The 13,406-nt window shown below is 70.8% G+C and carries 11 protein-coding genes and 1 pseudogene; 2 read left to right on the forward strand and 10 right to left on the reverse strand.

The genetic code is table 11. The annotated features are described in order from the left end of the window. Nucleotides 1-50: 50 nt before the first annotated feature. Nucleotides 51-1,227 (reverse strand): annotated as a pseudogene (locus ACIRRY_RS35630) (RNA-guided endonuclease InsQ/TnpB family protein); the annotation flags it as partial. A 78-nt stretch (nt 1,228-1,305) separates the two neighbouring features. Here ACIRRY_RS35630 and ACIRRY_RS35635 point away from each other — a divergent pair. After that, a complete protein-coding gene (locus ACIRRY_RS35635) occupies nt 1,306-2,097 on the forward strand; it encodes a succinate dehydrogenase/fumarate reductase iron-sulfur subunit (RefSeq protein WP_403981154.1) in 792 nt (263 codons plus the stop codon). On the opposite strand, the gene ACIRRY_RS35640 is transcribed toward ACIRRY_RS35635, so the two are convergent. The 3 genes from ACIRRY_RS35640 to ACIRRY_RS35650 form a co-directional block, all read right to left on the reverse strand. Further along, nucleotides 2,072-3,073: a phosphotransferase family protein gene (locus ACIRRY_RS35640; protein ID WP_403981157.1), complete on the reverse strand. Its 1,002-nt coding sequence runs from the start codon at nt 3,071-3,073 to the stop codon at nt 2,072-2,074. The two genes, ACIRRY_RS35635 and ACIRRY_RS35640, sit on opposite strands and share 26 nt — an antisense overlap. Then, nucleotides 3,070-3,357 carry a hypothetical protein gene (locus ACIRRY_RS35645; RefSeq protein ID WP_403981159.1) on the reverse strand — a complete coding sequence of 96 codons (288 nt, stop codon included), beginning with the start codon at nt 3,355-3,357 and terminating at the stop codon, nt 3,070-3,072. The genes ACIRRY_RS35640 and ACIRRY_RS35645 overlap by 4 nt, the downstream gene beginning before the upstream one ends. 82 nt (nt 3,358-3,439) lie before the next feature. Next, nucleotides 3,440-4,684 carry a hypothetical protein gene (locus ACIRRY_RS35650; RefSeq protein ID WP_403981479.1) on the reverse strand — a complete coding sequence of 415 codons (1,245 nt, stop codon included), beginning with the start codon at nt 4,682-4,684 and terminating at the stop codon, nt 3,440-3,442. Nucleotides 4,685-4,963: 279 nt separating this feature from the next. Here ACIRRY_RS35650 and ACIRRY_RS35655 point away from each other — a divergent pair, with 279 nt between their 5' ends. Next, complete coding sequence (locus ACIRRY_RS35655; RefSeq protein WP_403981161.1) at nt 4,964-6,448, forward strand: hypothetical protein; 1,485 nt, start codon at nt 4,964-4,966, stop codon at nt 6,446-6,448. Between the two features lie 58 nt (nt 6,449-6,506). On the opposite strand, the gene ACIRRY_RS35660 is transcribed toward ACIRRY_RS35655, so the two are convergent. The 6 genes from ACIRRY_RS35660 to ACIRRY_RS35685 all read right to left on the reverse strand — a co-directional run bounded on the left by ACIRRY_RS35660 (nt 6,507) and on the right by ACIRRY_RS35685 (nt 13,323). Then, nucleotides 6,507-9,206 carry a SpoIIE family protein phosphatase gene (locus ACIRRY_RS35660; RefSeq protein ID WP_403981164.1) on the reverse strand — a complete coding sequence of 900 codons (2,700 nt, stop codon included), beginning with the start codon at nt 9,204-9,206 and terminating at the stop codon, nt 6,507-6,509. 271 nt (nt 9,207-9,477) lie between these two features. Further along, nucleotides 9,478-9,885, reverse strand: a complete 408-nt coding sequence (locus ACIRRY_RS35665) for an ATP-binding protein (protein ID WP_374222972.1) — start codon at nt 9,883-9,885, stop codon at nt 9,478-9,480. 154 nt (nt 9,886-10,039) lie between these two features. Next, nucleotides 10,040-10,450: a (deoxy)nucleoside triphosphate pyrophosphohydrolase gene (locus ACIRRY_RS35670; protein ID WP_403981167.1), complete on the reverse strand. Its 411-nt coding sequence runs from the start codon at nt 10,448-10,450 to the stop codon at nt 10,040-10,042. 31 nt (nt 10,451-10,481) lie between these two features. Continuing rightward, nucleotides 10,482-10,673 (reverse strand): SPOR domain-containing protein, encoded by a 192-nt coding sequence (locus tag ACIRRY_RS35675; RefSeq protein WP_200688142.1) that lies wholly within the window; start codon nt 10,671-10,673, stop codon nt 10,482-10,484. A gap of 343 nt (nt 10,674-11,016) precedes the next feature. Continuing rightward, nucleotides 11,017-11,769 (reverse strand): GntR family transcriptional regulator, encoded by a 753-nt coding sequence (locus ACIRRY_RS35680; protein WP_390919483.1) that lies wholly within the window; start codon nt 11,767-11,769, stop codon nt 11,017-11,019. A 147-nt stretch (nt 11,770-11,916) separates the two neighbouring features. Continuing rightward, nucleotides 11,917-13,323 carry a DUF4190 domain-containing protein gene (locus tag ACIRRY_RS35685; protein WP_403981169.1) on the reverse strand — a complete coding sequence of 469 codons (1,407 nt, stop codon included), beginning with the start codon at nt 13,321-13,323 and terminating at the stop codon, nt 11,917-11,919. Between the last annotated feature and the right edge of the window lie 83 nt (nt 13,324-13,406).

Genomic DNA, 13,406 nt, shown 5'->3' on the forward strand with positions numbered 1-13,406 from the left:
CTTCTTTCCGCCTCGAAAGGCGGGAAGTGCCGCGGCTCGCGCCACAGCGTTTCCTGCTTCACCGCCGACTGCCTCATCCGGAATGAACCTCCGCTGAGGTCTTACATCGGCTCCACAGGCTGCAACCGCCAGCCCGGCGGCCAAGATGTTCTTCGCGGCATTGTGGTCCCGATCATGTCGGGTACCGCAGCCCTTGCACGTCCACTCACGGACGTGCAAGGGAAGGCTCTCGCAGATCCGACCGCACGCGGAGCATGCCTTGGAGGAGGGGTGCCAGCGGTCGATGACGACGAGTTCCCGCCCGTACCAAGCGCACTTGTACTCCAGCATGGAACGCAGCCGTGTCCACGACGCGTCACTGATGGCCCGCGCGAGACTGCCGTTCTTGAGCATGTTTCGGACGGTCAGGTCCTCGATCACGACCAGTTGGTTCTCCTGGACGAGTCGAGTGGTCAGCTTGTGCAGGAAGTCCCGACGACGGTCGGCGATCCTGGCATGGACCCTCGCCACCTTGACGCATGCTTTGGCCCGGTTGCGCGACCCCTTCTGTTTGCGGGCCACCTTCCGTTGTGCCCTCGCAAGGCGGGCCCGCTCACGTTTCTCCTGTCTCGGATTGGCGATCTTCTCTCCGGTGGACAACGTCACCAGGCTGGAAACGCCCGCATCGACACCCACCGCAGTACGCGTTCTGCGCAGCGGCTTGACCATGTCCTCCACGAGGAGGGACACAAACCAGCGCCCTGCCCCGTCTCGGGACACGGTCACCGTGGTTGGCTCCACACCTTTGGGCAACGCACGGGACCAGACAATGTCCAGCCGATCAGACATCTTCGCCAGGAAGAGCTCTCCACCGCGCCATCGGAACGCGGAGCGAGTGTAGGTCGCCGAGGTTCTCGCTCTCTTCTTGGACTTGAACCGCGGATATCGAGCGCGCTTGTCGAAGAACGCCTGGAACGCACCTTGGAGGTGCCGCAACGCCTGCTGAAGCGGCACCGAGGACACCTCCCGCAGGAACGCGGCCTCCTCGCTGGACTTGAGAGCGGTGAGCGCCTTGTCCGTTGCCGGATAACCGATCTTCTCCCCGCGAAGGGTGTACGCCTCCGAGCGCAGCTGCAGTGCCCAGTTGTACACGTAGCGAACGCAACCGAACGTGCGCGACAGCTCCGCCGCCTGCTCGTCCGTGGGATGAAAGCGGTACATGAAAGCCCGCTTGACCTGCTGCGTCATGTTTACACGCTAACCGCAACCGGAGGTAAGGGAGATGCTTTTCATGAATTCCGCTGAGCTGCCGCAGGGTGGAACCCGATGAGCACAGTCGCATCCACCGCCTATGAGGCACACTTCCGAGTCTGGCGCGGGGATATCAAGGGCGGCGGCCTGAAGGACTTCAAGGTCGAGGTCAACGACGGCGAGGTGGTGCTCGACATCATCCACCGGCTCCAGGCCACCCAGGCCTCCGACCTCGCCGTGCGCTGGAACTGCAAGGCGGGCAAGTGCGGTTCGTGCTCGGCGGAGGTCAACGGGCGGCCCCGGCTGATGTGCATGACGCGCATGTCGGTGTTCACCCGCGAGGAGACCATCACGGTCACCCCGCTCCGCGCCTTCCCGGTGGTCCGTGACCTCGTCACGGACGTCGGCTTCAACTACCAGAAGGCCAGGGAGATTCCGTCGTTCGTGCCGCCGGAGGGGGTCGCGGCCGGCGAGTACCGGATGATGCAGGAGGACGTGGACCGCTCGCAGGAGTTCCGCAAGTGCATCGAGTGCTTCCTGTGCCAGGACACCTGCCATGTGGTCCGTGACCACGAGGAGAACAAGACGGCGTTCGCGGGCCCCCGATTCCTCATGCGGGTCGCGGAGTTGGACATGCACCCGCTGGACGCGGCCTCCGAGAGCGGCCTCGACCGCAAGAAGACCGCCCAGGACGAACACGGCCTCGGCTACTGCAACATCACCAAGTGCTGCTCCGAGGTCTGCCCCGAGGGCATCCACATCACGGACAACGCGCTGATTCCCTTGAAGGAAAGGGCGGTCGACCGCAAGTACGACCCGCTGGTGTGGCTGGGGTCGAAGATCAGGAGGCGGTCTTCAGGAGGGTGAGCGCCTCACCGAGGTTGTGTTCGGCGATGCCCCGCATGAACGCGGGGTCGGGGAAGTCGCCCACGTCGAGGAGGCGCAGGGGACCGGCCACCAGGGAGAGGTGCATCGCCAGGCGGTAGAGGCGTAGCCGGTCCTCGTCCAGACCCTCGGTGCGCAGGGGGTCGTAGTGGCGGCCGAAGCGCAGGTCGAGGAAGACGTGCTCCCATTCGGCGTCGAAGTACATCAGGCCTTCGATGTCGATGAGGGCGAGGTCGCCGTCGGGGGTCACCCGGACGTGGTCGGGGCCGAGTTCGCCGTGGATGAGGGTGGCGGGTCCGGTGCGGGGCTGGACCCGGGCGGCCAACGCCCTTATGGCTTCGGTCAGTTGAGGGTGCGCGGCGGCGGCTCGTAGGTCGCGGGCGGGGAGTTCGTCGAGGTCGCTCAGGGCGCGTTCTACGACGAGCTGCTCGCATGAACTCCCGTACGAGGAACCGCCGTTGTCGACCACCGCGACCTTCCCGAAGCGCGGGCCCGTGCAGGCGTGCAGGGTGGTGAGCAGGGCCGCCATCCGCTCCAGCGCGTCCGGTACGGCGGCCGGGTCGCCGGCCAGCAGGTCCTCCAGGGTGCCGCCGGGGAGGTCCTCGACGAGTGCCGCGTCCGCCGGGAGGTGGGTGTGCGTGGGGTCGGCGTGGAGGAGCCGGGGCGCGCGGACGCCGGCCGCGGCGAGACGGTCGGCCGCCGCCGTGAAGAGGGTGAGGCCGGAGGCGTGGGAGAAGGGGTCCCGGGGGTCGCCGGGGCCGGCGTCCCAGAGGTCCTCGTCGGGCGACCAGACGTAGGCGACGGCGGTCGGCACAGGACCGTCGTCGAAGGTGAGGCGGTAGACGCCCTTCTTCGAACCGCCTCGGATCCGGGTGACGGTCGTCGGGGTGCGGTCGAGGGCGGCGCGGGTGAGGGGGGTCAGATCGGCGCGGGTGAGGGTCTTGCGGGTGCCGGTCACAGAGCAGCGGGGCGCTGCGCACGCCACTGCAGTACTCCGCCGAGGATGATCAGCGCGAACGCCGTCGCGCCGCCCACGTTGTCCATCACCAGGGAGTCCGCCCACCACTGGAGGGACATCGCCGTCCCCATGCCCAGGGCCCCGGCCAGCGCACCGAGTCCCCACAACTCGGGCCGTACGACCCTGCCTCGCGCCATCGGCGGCATCCAGCCGGTCGTCGCCGTGAAGACTCCGAGAGCCGCCAGCAGCAGCAAGGCCACCGCGGCCAGCCATGTCAGCACCATCGCCCACCCCCATCAGACGTGACAGATCATCGCATCCGTAGCTGTGAACGACACCGTATTTTGACCGAACTCGGGCGGGCGCTCAATGCACCCAGCCCTCCCGGTACGCCGTCCAGTCCGCCTCCGTCGCCGCGAAGTCGACGTACAGGGCGACGCCGAAGTTCGCGCGGTCCGCGTCCGTGCGGGACAGGCCGAGGCGTACGCCGCGTACGGCGGCCGGGACGGTCTCGGCGGCGCCCCGGTGGCCGAAGCGGTTCTCGTGGTAGAAGGGCAGGCCCATGAGGAGGTCGGTGGAGTCCGGGGTGACCTCCAGGGCGAGCGCGGTCTGCTGGGCGACGTAGCCGCCGTAGAGGCTCTGCAGCGGCTGCATCGTGTCGTACGACATGACGGCGATCTGGTCGACGCGGCGGGCGACCTGGCCGAAGTACGCCTGCGACCACCACTTGGGGTGGTTGGTGACGGTGCCCCAGAAGGAGTGGAAGGCGGGGAGCGGGTCGATCTGGTGGGCGGCGACGGAGAGGAGGGCGTGGTGGGCCTCGGTGACGTCGTGCAGCCGGTCGAGGAGATCGAGGTAGTTCGCGTCGCCGGAGTGGAGGGGCTCCAGGTCGAAGTGGGCGCCCTCGAAGCCGGCGGCGAGGATCTGGCGGGTGGAGGCGACGATCGCGGTGCGGGTCGCTGCGCGTTGCAGGCGCAGGCCGTCGGGGCTCTCGGTGGCCAGCTTGTCGCCCAGCCAGGCCTGGACGCGGACGCCGGGCAGTTCCCTGTGCACCGACTCGATCAGCCAGGCCGCCTTGGGGTAGTCCGACTCCGGGAGGGTGCCGTCGTGCTCCAGGGGGCCTGAATGGACGTACAGGTCGCGGATACCGGTGCCTTTCAGTCGACCGGCGAGCGCTGCGAGGTCGGCGTCGGTCTTACGACCGTCCACCCACGCGTGGCCGAGCCAGATCGCGTCCCGGTTCCTGGTGTACGTGCCGTCGGACGGTTCACCGGCGTAATTCACCCGCAGGGCGATCTCCGCACCGAGAAGCGGCACCACCAGGGCAAGCACGACAGCGAGCACGCTCCGCCGAACCCACTTGGTTCTCCCACCCCGCCCACCTGTGCTGCTTTCGTCGCCGGGTGCGGGTGGCCCCTGTGGGGGTACGCCGCCATCGGCGACCTCGGGTGAATCGCCCGCCGCAGCCCCGCCACTCCCCGCAGCCCCGCCACTCCCCGCAGCCCCGCCACTCCCCGCAGCCCCGCCACTCCCCGCAGCCCCGCCACTCCCCGCAGCCCCGCCGGTCGCTTCGCTCCCGGCTTGTACCCCGGTCTCCGGTTCCCCGGGCAGAGCCCCCTCCACATCGTCTGTGCGTTCCGCGCCCCTGTCCCCTACATGTCCCATCCCCGCGCCCCTCCCCGTAGCCGCACACCTCGTACCTCACCCGTCCCGCGTCCCACCCCGAGCCCATCCCGGTCGCGCGCCCGCAATCCTGCTCATACGCTCCGAAATGTGACGTCATCCTTGATACGGGGCCGGCCTCGGCGCGGGACCTCCCACATATCCGTGCGGGTGGCGCATGCCGTGGTGGGTGGGGCGGCCGGGGTCGTGTGGTTGGTGTTGCCGGTGATGACGATCAGTGCGGAGGTTCCGGTTGCGGCCGCCCGGGGTGGGCCCGTCGCCGGCGCGGGTGAGCACGGACGGCGGAACGCCGAGGAGGGTACGTCGGCCGCCGACCTCGTACTGCCTCTCGTCGCGGTGGGCGGTGTCGGCGTACTCGCGGGGTACGGGTATGTGCGCCGGACCCGTAGGGCCCGTACCCGTACTACTCCCGGGGTCGTGTCACCCCAACCCCCCGTCACCCCACTTCCCGTACTGGAACGCCAGGCCGGTGCCGCCCTCGTCCAGGCCGACGACTGCCTGCGCACGAGCCGTGAGGAACTCGCCTTCGTCGAGGCCCGGTTCGGGACGGGCGCCGGGGGCGGGGGCGAGGGCGGGGCCACCGTCACCGAACCGTTCGTCCGCGCCCTGCGCGAGGCCGAGCGCGAGCTCTCCGCCGCCTTCGCGATACGGCTGCGCTACGACCGTGGGGTGCCGGAAGAAGACGCCGCCCGGCGGCACGCCCTCGCCGGCATCGTCGGACGGTGCGCCGAAGCCGGACGGCGACTGGACGCGGAAGCCCCGGCGTTCGACCAACTCCGCGCGCTGGAGGAGGAGTTGGATACCTCCCTCGGTATCGCGGAGGCACGGTTCCGGGAACTGGCCGGCCGTGCGGGGCGCGTGGACGCCGCCACCACTACCAGCACAGTCACCGTCACCGTCACCGTCACCGGGTACGTCGAACAGGCCAAAGACCGGCTCGTGTTCGCCACCACCCATCTCAACCAGGCCCGCCAGACAGCCGACTTGGGCGACACCGGAACGGCGATACGCCACCTCCGCTCCGCCGAGGGAGCCATCACCCAGGCCGACGTCTTCCTGAACGACGTCGACCGACTCGCCAACTCCCGCACAGCGGCAGCCGCGTTGGTCCCCGCCGCACTCACCGGCGCGGAAGCCGAACTCGCCAAGGCCGAGATGGCACGGGCGACGCCCCAGCCCCCGTCCGGCCGGCTCCACACCCAACTCACCCACGCCCACAGCACCCTCGCCGCCGTACGACAAGAACTCACCGGCGACAGCCCCTACGACCCCCTCGACGCCCTGCGCCGCATCGTTCAGGCGATGTTGCCGCTGGGCGCCGGGCGGGACGGGGTGCTCGGTGTCGCCGCGTGGCTCGTCGGGCGGAGTGACGTCGGCTCGGCGGACGGGTTCGTGGCGACGCATCGGGGTGCCGTGGGCGTGGCGGCCCGGACCCGGCTGGCGGAAGCGGAACTGCTGCTCGCCACCGACCCCGCCGCAGCCGACGAACCCGCGTCGGAGGCCCGGGAGACGGCCGAGCAGGACGTCCGGGTGCACGGGAACCCGTACGCCGGTGCCGCCGACGACCGCACGGGCGGGGTCGGCGGGGCGGTCCTCGGCGGCATCCTGCTGGGCGAGGACCCGGACGGCGGCCCGCCCCTCTCCTTCGGCGGACCGGCCACCCGGAAACGCAGGGGCCTTCCGCCGACGTAGAACACCGCGGTCGCCGTCGGTCAGGAACTGTCCGTCAGGCGCCGTCGGTCAGGAGCCGTCAGAACAGGCTGAGCAGTGCCTCCGCCGGGTCCACCATGCCGTTCTCGCCGTCAGGCAACGGGAGTTCGAACCACACCGTCTTGCCGCGAGGTGTCCGACGGGAGCCCCAGGCCGCCGACAGGAGGCCGACCAGTTGGAGGCCCCGGCCGCCCTCGTCCGTGTCGCGGGCGCGACGGCGGCGCGGCTGGACCAGGCCCGCGTCCCACACCTCGCATACCAGCGTGCGGTCCAGCAGCAGCCGTAGCCTGATCTCGCCCTCGCCGTACCGCAGCGCGTTCGTGACGAGTTCGCTGACCAGCAACTCCGTGGTGTCGATGAGGGGTTCGAGGTCCCAGGACTGGAGCCGGGTGCGGGCGTGCTCGCGGGCGCGGCCCACGCTGCGGGGTTCGCGCGGCAGCGTCCAGTCGCCGACCGAGTCCTCGGGCAGGCCCTGGACGCGCGCCATGAGCAGCGCGATGTCGTCCTCGCCGTGGTGGGTGTCGAGGGTGCTGAGGACGTGGTCGCAGACGTCCTCCAGGTCGCGGTGGGTCTCGGCGTTGAGTGCGGCGGCCGAAGCCGGATGGCCGTCGTGCGCCGGGCGGTTGGGGTCGGTCAGCGCGCCGACGAAGGCCTGGAGACCCTCGTCGAGAGGGTGGTCGCGGGATTCGACCAGGCCGTCCGTGTAGAGCGCCAGCAGCGCGCCTTCGGGCAGTTCGACCTCCACCTCCTCGAAGGGCTCGCCGCCGACGCCGAGCGGCATGCCCGGCGGGACGTCGAGCATCAGCGCCGCCTCGCCCGGTTCCACCAGGACCGGCGGGAGATGGCCCGCGTTGGCGAAGGTGCAGCGCCTGGTCACGGAGTCGTAGACCGCGTAGATACAGGTCGCCAGATAAACCTCGGCGAGGTCGGCCTCGCGGGGGCGGCGGGCCGCGCGGGTGGCCTGCTGGACTCCGCCGGGGGTGCCGAGGCCGCGGGCGATCTCGTCCAACGCGGAGAGGACTTCGGCCGGTTCGAGGTCCAGGAGGGCCAAGGTCCGCACCGCTGTGCGGAGTTCACCCATGGCCACCGCCGCGCGTAGACCACGTCCCATCACGTCTCCGACCACCAACGCCGTGCGGTGGCCGGGGAGTTCGATGACGTCGAACCAGTCGCCGCCGACCTCCGTCGCCGCGTTCCCCGGCAGGTAACGGCACGCGATGTCGAGGCCGGAGGCCTCCGGGTCGCCGGGCGGGAGGAGGGACCGCTGCAGTATCAACGCCCGTTCGTGCTCGCGCCGGTACAGCCGCGCGTTGTCGATACACACGGCGGCCCGCGCCGCCAGCTCCACCGCGAGATCCCGGTCCCGGTCGCCGAACGGCTCGCTGCCCTTCGTACGGGCGAACTGCACGAGTCCTACGACGGTGTCGTGGGCGACCATCGGCACAGCGAGCGTGGACTGCACCGGGCCGCCCTCCTCGGCGGGGACGTACTGCAGGCGGGCGGTGCGCAGGGCGTCCGCGCAGGGCGAGTTGAAGGGGTAGTGGTGGACCGCGTTGACGGACACCGGGGCGCCGCCGCCGACGAAGGGGGCGTCGGAGACCGCGCTGGCGAAGGCCACCCGGCGCAGTTCCGCGCTGCCGTCGGCGCGGCCGGGCGGGGTCTCGTCGCCGGCCAGGAGGCCCTGGTAGAGGTCGACGGTCGCCAGGTCGCAGAAGCCGGGGACGACCACGTCGAGGAGTTCGCGGGCCGTGGTCTCCAGGTCGAGGGAGTTCCCTATCCGGGCACCGGCCTCGTTCAGAAGGGCGAGATTGCGCCGCGCGGAGGCGGCCTCGCGGGCGGCTGCGCGGCGGGCGGTGACATCGGTGCCGAGCCAGGCGATGCCGATGGGACGGCCGCTGCCGCTGTGCACGCGATAGAGGTTGATGGACCAGTGGCGGCGCTCCGCGGAACCCGGCACGAGACCGGTGACCTGCATGTCCGTGATGGAGTTGCCGGTCTCCAGGACCCGGCGCAGGGTCGCGGTGACCCGCTCGGCCTCGGGGCTCTGCAGATAGTCCTGGACGCCCCGGCCGCGGTGGTCGTCGGGGGTGCCGCCGAAGGTGTTGGCGATCTGCTGGTTGGCCCGGCGGACCCGCAGGTCGGGGTCGATCAGCAGGAACCCGAACGGAGATTGACCGAATATCGACTGCGAGGCGGCGAGATCGGTCTCGATGCGGCGCAGGATGCGGACGTCGACGACGATGCAGACGGCGGCCCGCTCGCCCTCCTCGGTCCGGGTCGGCATCACATAGACCTCGGCGAGACCCTCCTTGGCGGGCTCGCCCTCCGCGGTCTCCGGCACCCGGAAGGGGACCACGCCGGTCCACTCCCGGCCGTCCAGGATCTCGGCCATCTTGCGCTGGCCGCGCTCGTGCAGTTCGGGGTCGACGAACGCCTCGATGGGGTCCATGCCCACCGCGCGGTCGGTGGGGATGCCGAAGAGCTGCTCGGCCCGCAGGCTCCACTGGTCGACGAGCCCGTCGGGGCCTATGGAGAAGGAGGCGACCTTGATGTAGTCGTAGATCGAGCCGGGTGGGCTGCTCTGCCACATGGCGTCGCCGACGGACAACGCGTCGCCCTCGGACATGCCGTCAGCGACCCGCGCGGCGTCGGCGGGCACGCCGAAAGAGCCCGCGGCCTCAGCCCTCGCGCGGTCCGACGGGTCCTCGGACTCCGTGGCCTTCGCTGGTATCTCGCTCACGCGAACCGTCCCCTCCAGCTCACCGCGTCCGGCACCGGTCACCGGGGGCGGCTGCCCGCAGTATCCAGCACTACGGCGCCGCACAACACGGTGTTCACGATCACAGGACAATCCCGATGCATTTCGGACCTGCCTGCGACAACACTCCCAGTCTTCTAACCAGCGGACACGCAGTCGAACCACACCGATCGACAACCGTCACAGGCCTGGACCACTCCGTGGACACGATTGTCCGGTCCGTACAGCTTCGGACCTCCCGGATTCACCCCGGTCACCCCGGTACGGCCAGCTCGAACCACACTGTCTTGCCGGTCTCCCCGGGCCGGGTGCCCCAGCGGACGCAGGCGCCGGCGACCAGCTGGAGACCCCGGCCGCTCTCGTCCTCGGGGCGGGCGACGCGCTCACGGGGCAGGTCGGGCAGCGGGTCGGAGACCTCGACCAGCAGCACACCGCGCGGCCCGACGGGGCGGACCAGCCGGACGCCGATGGGCCCGGTGGCGTGCCGCAGCGCGTTGGTCACCAGCTCACTGACCAGCAGCGCCGCGATATCGGCGAGGGCGTCGAGGTCCCAGTCGCGCAACTGCCCGCGGACGGCGGAGCGCGCGGTACGGACGGCTCCGGGGTCCGCGGGAAAGGTCCACTCGGCGCAGTCGCCTTCGGTGTCGATCAAGCCGATCACATCCCGGGCCAGCCAGCTCACCCATGTCCGATTTCATGGGGTTAATGGGCACATACCCGATATTCCGGGCCCGGTACCGCCCCGAAGGGCGCACTGTGGCACGAACGGCGTACGCCGGGTCCGGCGCGCGCCCGCTTCTCGCCCTACGACGGGTTCAGCGCGCCCCCGCCTCGATCAGCGCGAGCGCCTCCCGTACGGCGGGCACGTCCTGGTCGAGCCAGTCGACGGTCCAGATGTCGGCGGGGGCGAGCCAGCGCAGTTCGTCGTGGTCCTGGAGGGGCTCGGGCGCCGCCGAGCCGGGGAGCAGCCGGGCCGTCCAGACCTGGAGGACGTACGGGGGCTTCAGCGGCCACTGTCCCGGGACGCGCTCGACGGTCTCGGCGTCGACACCGAGTTCCTCGCGCAACTCGCGCACCAGCGCGGAGTCGGGGAGCTCGCCGGGCTCGACCTTGCCGCCGGGGAGTTCCCAGCATCCGGCCAGTTCGGGAGGTGCGCTGCGGCGCGCGGCGAGCAGCCGGCCGCCGTCGAACAGGGCGGCCCCGACCACCACGATCCGTGTCGTCATGCGCCGGAGCCTACGGGGTGTGCGGGTGCGGTCAGTTGCGGGTGGCGTCCTCGCTCTGCCCGATCCGCTCGACCCAGTAGAGCTGCTTGTGTCCGCGGTCGTCGAGGCTGTCCGCGATCTTCTGGGCCTCGGCGCGGGTCGCGTACCGGCCCACGCGGTAGCGATTGCCGTTGTCGTCCTGCCGTATCACGAGCCAGGGCAGGGTGATCGTGTTGTCGTTCATCGCGCCCCTCCGCTTCCCGCTCGCGGTTCGTGCCGTGCCCCACCCCATAAGGAAACCGCAATCCGCATATGCCGGAGCCTACGCCTAACCTTCACGCAGCGAATACGGGTTTTCACAAAGAGGTACGCAACCAGCCAAGACGGAGGGGGCGCACGATGACGAACGCGCCGTTGGCGCACCTCGATGCATCCGGTGAGAGGCACGCTACAGGTGCCGCGAACGGCCTGCGAGAAAGACCGGAATCCAACTGCGGGCGGGCCAGGGCGGATTGACGGGTTCCGGCGACAAATGCCGTAAGGGGTGCGCTAGTTCACCGGCAGGTGGACCGGCAGACGGTGCGCGCCTACTTCACCGGCAAGTGGTAGGCGATCCGGTAGCGGTCGGCCGGGACGACCACGTCGGCCGTCTCCACCGGGCGGCCCGAGGCGTAGTACGTGCGCTGGATGACGAGGACCACGTGCCCGGGGACCCCCCCGAGCGCGAGCAGTTCCTCGGCGAGGCCCGGCCGGGCGCCGACCTCCTCGGTGACGTTGTCCACGACGACGTCGATGGCGCGCATCCGCTCGACGACGCCCATGCCGCCGAGCGGGCCCTCCTCGGGCAGCATCACGGGTGTCCGGCCGGTCACCGCGAGGGGCTCCCAGGACGTGGAGAGCATCATCGTCTCGCCCGCGTCCCGGAACACGTACTTCGTGCACATCACGCGCTCACCGGGCTGGAGCGCGAGCCGCTCGGCGATGGCGCCGCCGGCCTCGGCCTGCTCGCTGCTGGACTCCCAGGTGCCGCGCGCCTCCCCCTCGGCCTGCTCCTGCCGGAACGGCGTCGCGCCGGCCGGCGGCCGGAACCCGGAGCGGGAGACGCGCCGCGGCACCGGACGCTCACGCACATACGTCCCCGACCCGGAACGGCCCTCGACCAGCCCCTCGGCCATCAGCACCTTGCGCGCCTCGAGGGCGACCGTGTCGGACACCCCGTACTCCTCGCGGATCCTGGCCTGCGAGGGCAGCCGGGTGTGCGGGGGCAGCTGGCCGTCGACGATCTTCTTGCGGAGATCACCCGCCACGCGCAGATACGCCGGCTGCTCACCGAATGTCACTGGCCGCTCCCATCAGGTTGTACAGACAGCAACAGCCTGGCAACCGTGGGTTGTGCCATGCAAGCAAAGGCCAGAGAATCACTCGATGTGATGACTTATGCCCGGCGTGGGCTTTACCCAGGCACTTTCTCCCCGCTATAGGAGTCCTCACACCTCCATGCCGCCGCCGTCTCCCCCGCTGCCCCCGCCGCCGTCGTTCCCGTCGTACGACGGAGGGGTCGTGGCGAGCCCCAGAGCCTTGCGGGCGGTGACCGACTTCTGGGGGGCGATCAGGTCGGCGCCCTTGTCGTAGTGGGCGTAGAACTCGTCGGCGTCCGAGGCCTGGGCGGCCTCCGCCCACTCCGTCTGCGCGGCCCGCAGGTCCTTGACCAGGGCCGCGACCGGCTTCGCGGAGGCGGCGGGCCACTGGTGGCCGTCCAGCAGCTCGGCCTGCTGAGCCAGCGCGGCCGAGACCCGGCCCGCCCAGACCCGGTGCCCCGGCAGGTCGTCCTCGACGTACTCCGCGTCGGGCGCCGAGTCCAGCGCCGTGTTGAGGACGTGGGCCGCCTTCAGATACGCGACCTGGTCGGAGTCGAGGGTCGTGGCGTCGTTGCGCAGCGAACCGCCCGGCAGGCTCGCCTCCTCGTCCGTGTTGCCGAACACGCAGGTGATCTCGCGGTCGCCCTGGTCCCAGCTGTCCGAGGTCGGGGTGACGTAGTAGATGTCCACGTCGGCGGGTACGGCCCAGCCGTCCATGGCGTAGGCGTCCTGGAGCGCGTAGCACTTGTCGTCGGCGGTAGCGCTGACCTTCTTGTCCCCGGGGTACGAGCCGCCGCTCATCCGCACGACGGCGAACACCTCGCCGTCGTGCTCGCCGGAGCAGGGCACCACGTCGAAGTCGTACGTCCGGCCCTCCAGCGAACCGCTGGGCGCGTCGAAGCACTCGCCCTTCACCGGGGAGGCGCTCGAGTCGGTCCGCGCGCTGTCCTTCACGTCGTCCCAGAAGCCGGTGGCCGCGCCGGTCGCCCCGAGCACCCACACCACAAGACCGAGCGCCGACAGCACCAGTCCGGCCGCCGCCATGCTCCGGCCGCGCTCGCCCCGCTTCTTGATCTGGCTCAGCGCGATCAGCCCGAGGACCAGCCCGACGCCGGGGAGGCAGCACAGGATGCCGGACACCAGGGCGGCGATGGCCATGCCGTTCAGGGGCGCCGGGTTGTTGTACGGGGTGTAGCCCTGGGACCAGGTCTGGTAGGGCTGCGGCCCGTAGGGGCTCGGGGGACCCGGAGGGGTGTGCGGGCCCTGGGGGTACGGGGCGTAGGGGCTCTGCGGCGGTGTGCCGTAAGGGAGTTGGGGCTGCGCGCCGTAGGGGGTCGGGGTCTGCGGGGGCGGGGCGTACGGGTCCTGTCGGGGTGGGGCGTAGGGGTCTTGCTGCGGCGGGGCGTACGGGTTGTACGGGGTGTCGGCCTGCGGGGTGGGAGCCGGGCCCGGAGCCGGAGTCGGAGGCTGGTCCTGGGGGCTCTCGGGGCCCTGGGTGGGCGGCCCTTGGGGCTCCGGGGGCGGGGGTATGGACACGGGTACCGTGCTCCTGGTTCGGGCGGGGATCTCCGGAGGGAGAGCTGGAGATCTTCAGATGCGGAACTGATGGCGGAACTGAT

The organism is Streptomyces sp. NPDC101776 (assembly GCF_044766845.1).
Lineage (GTDB): Bacteria > Actinomycetota > Actinomycetes > Streptomycetales > Streptomycetaceae > Streptomyces.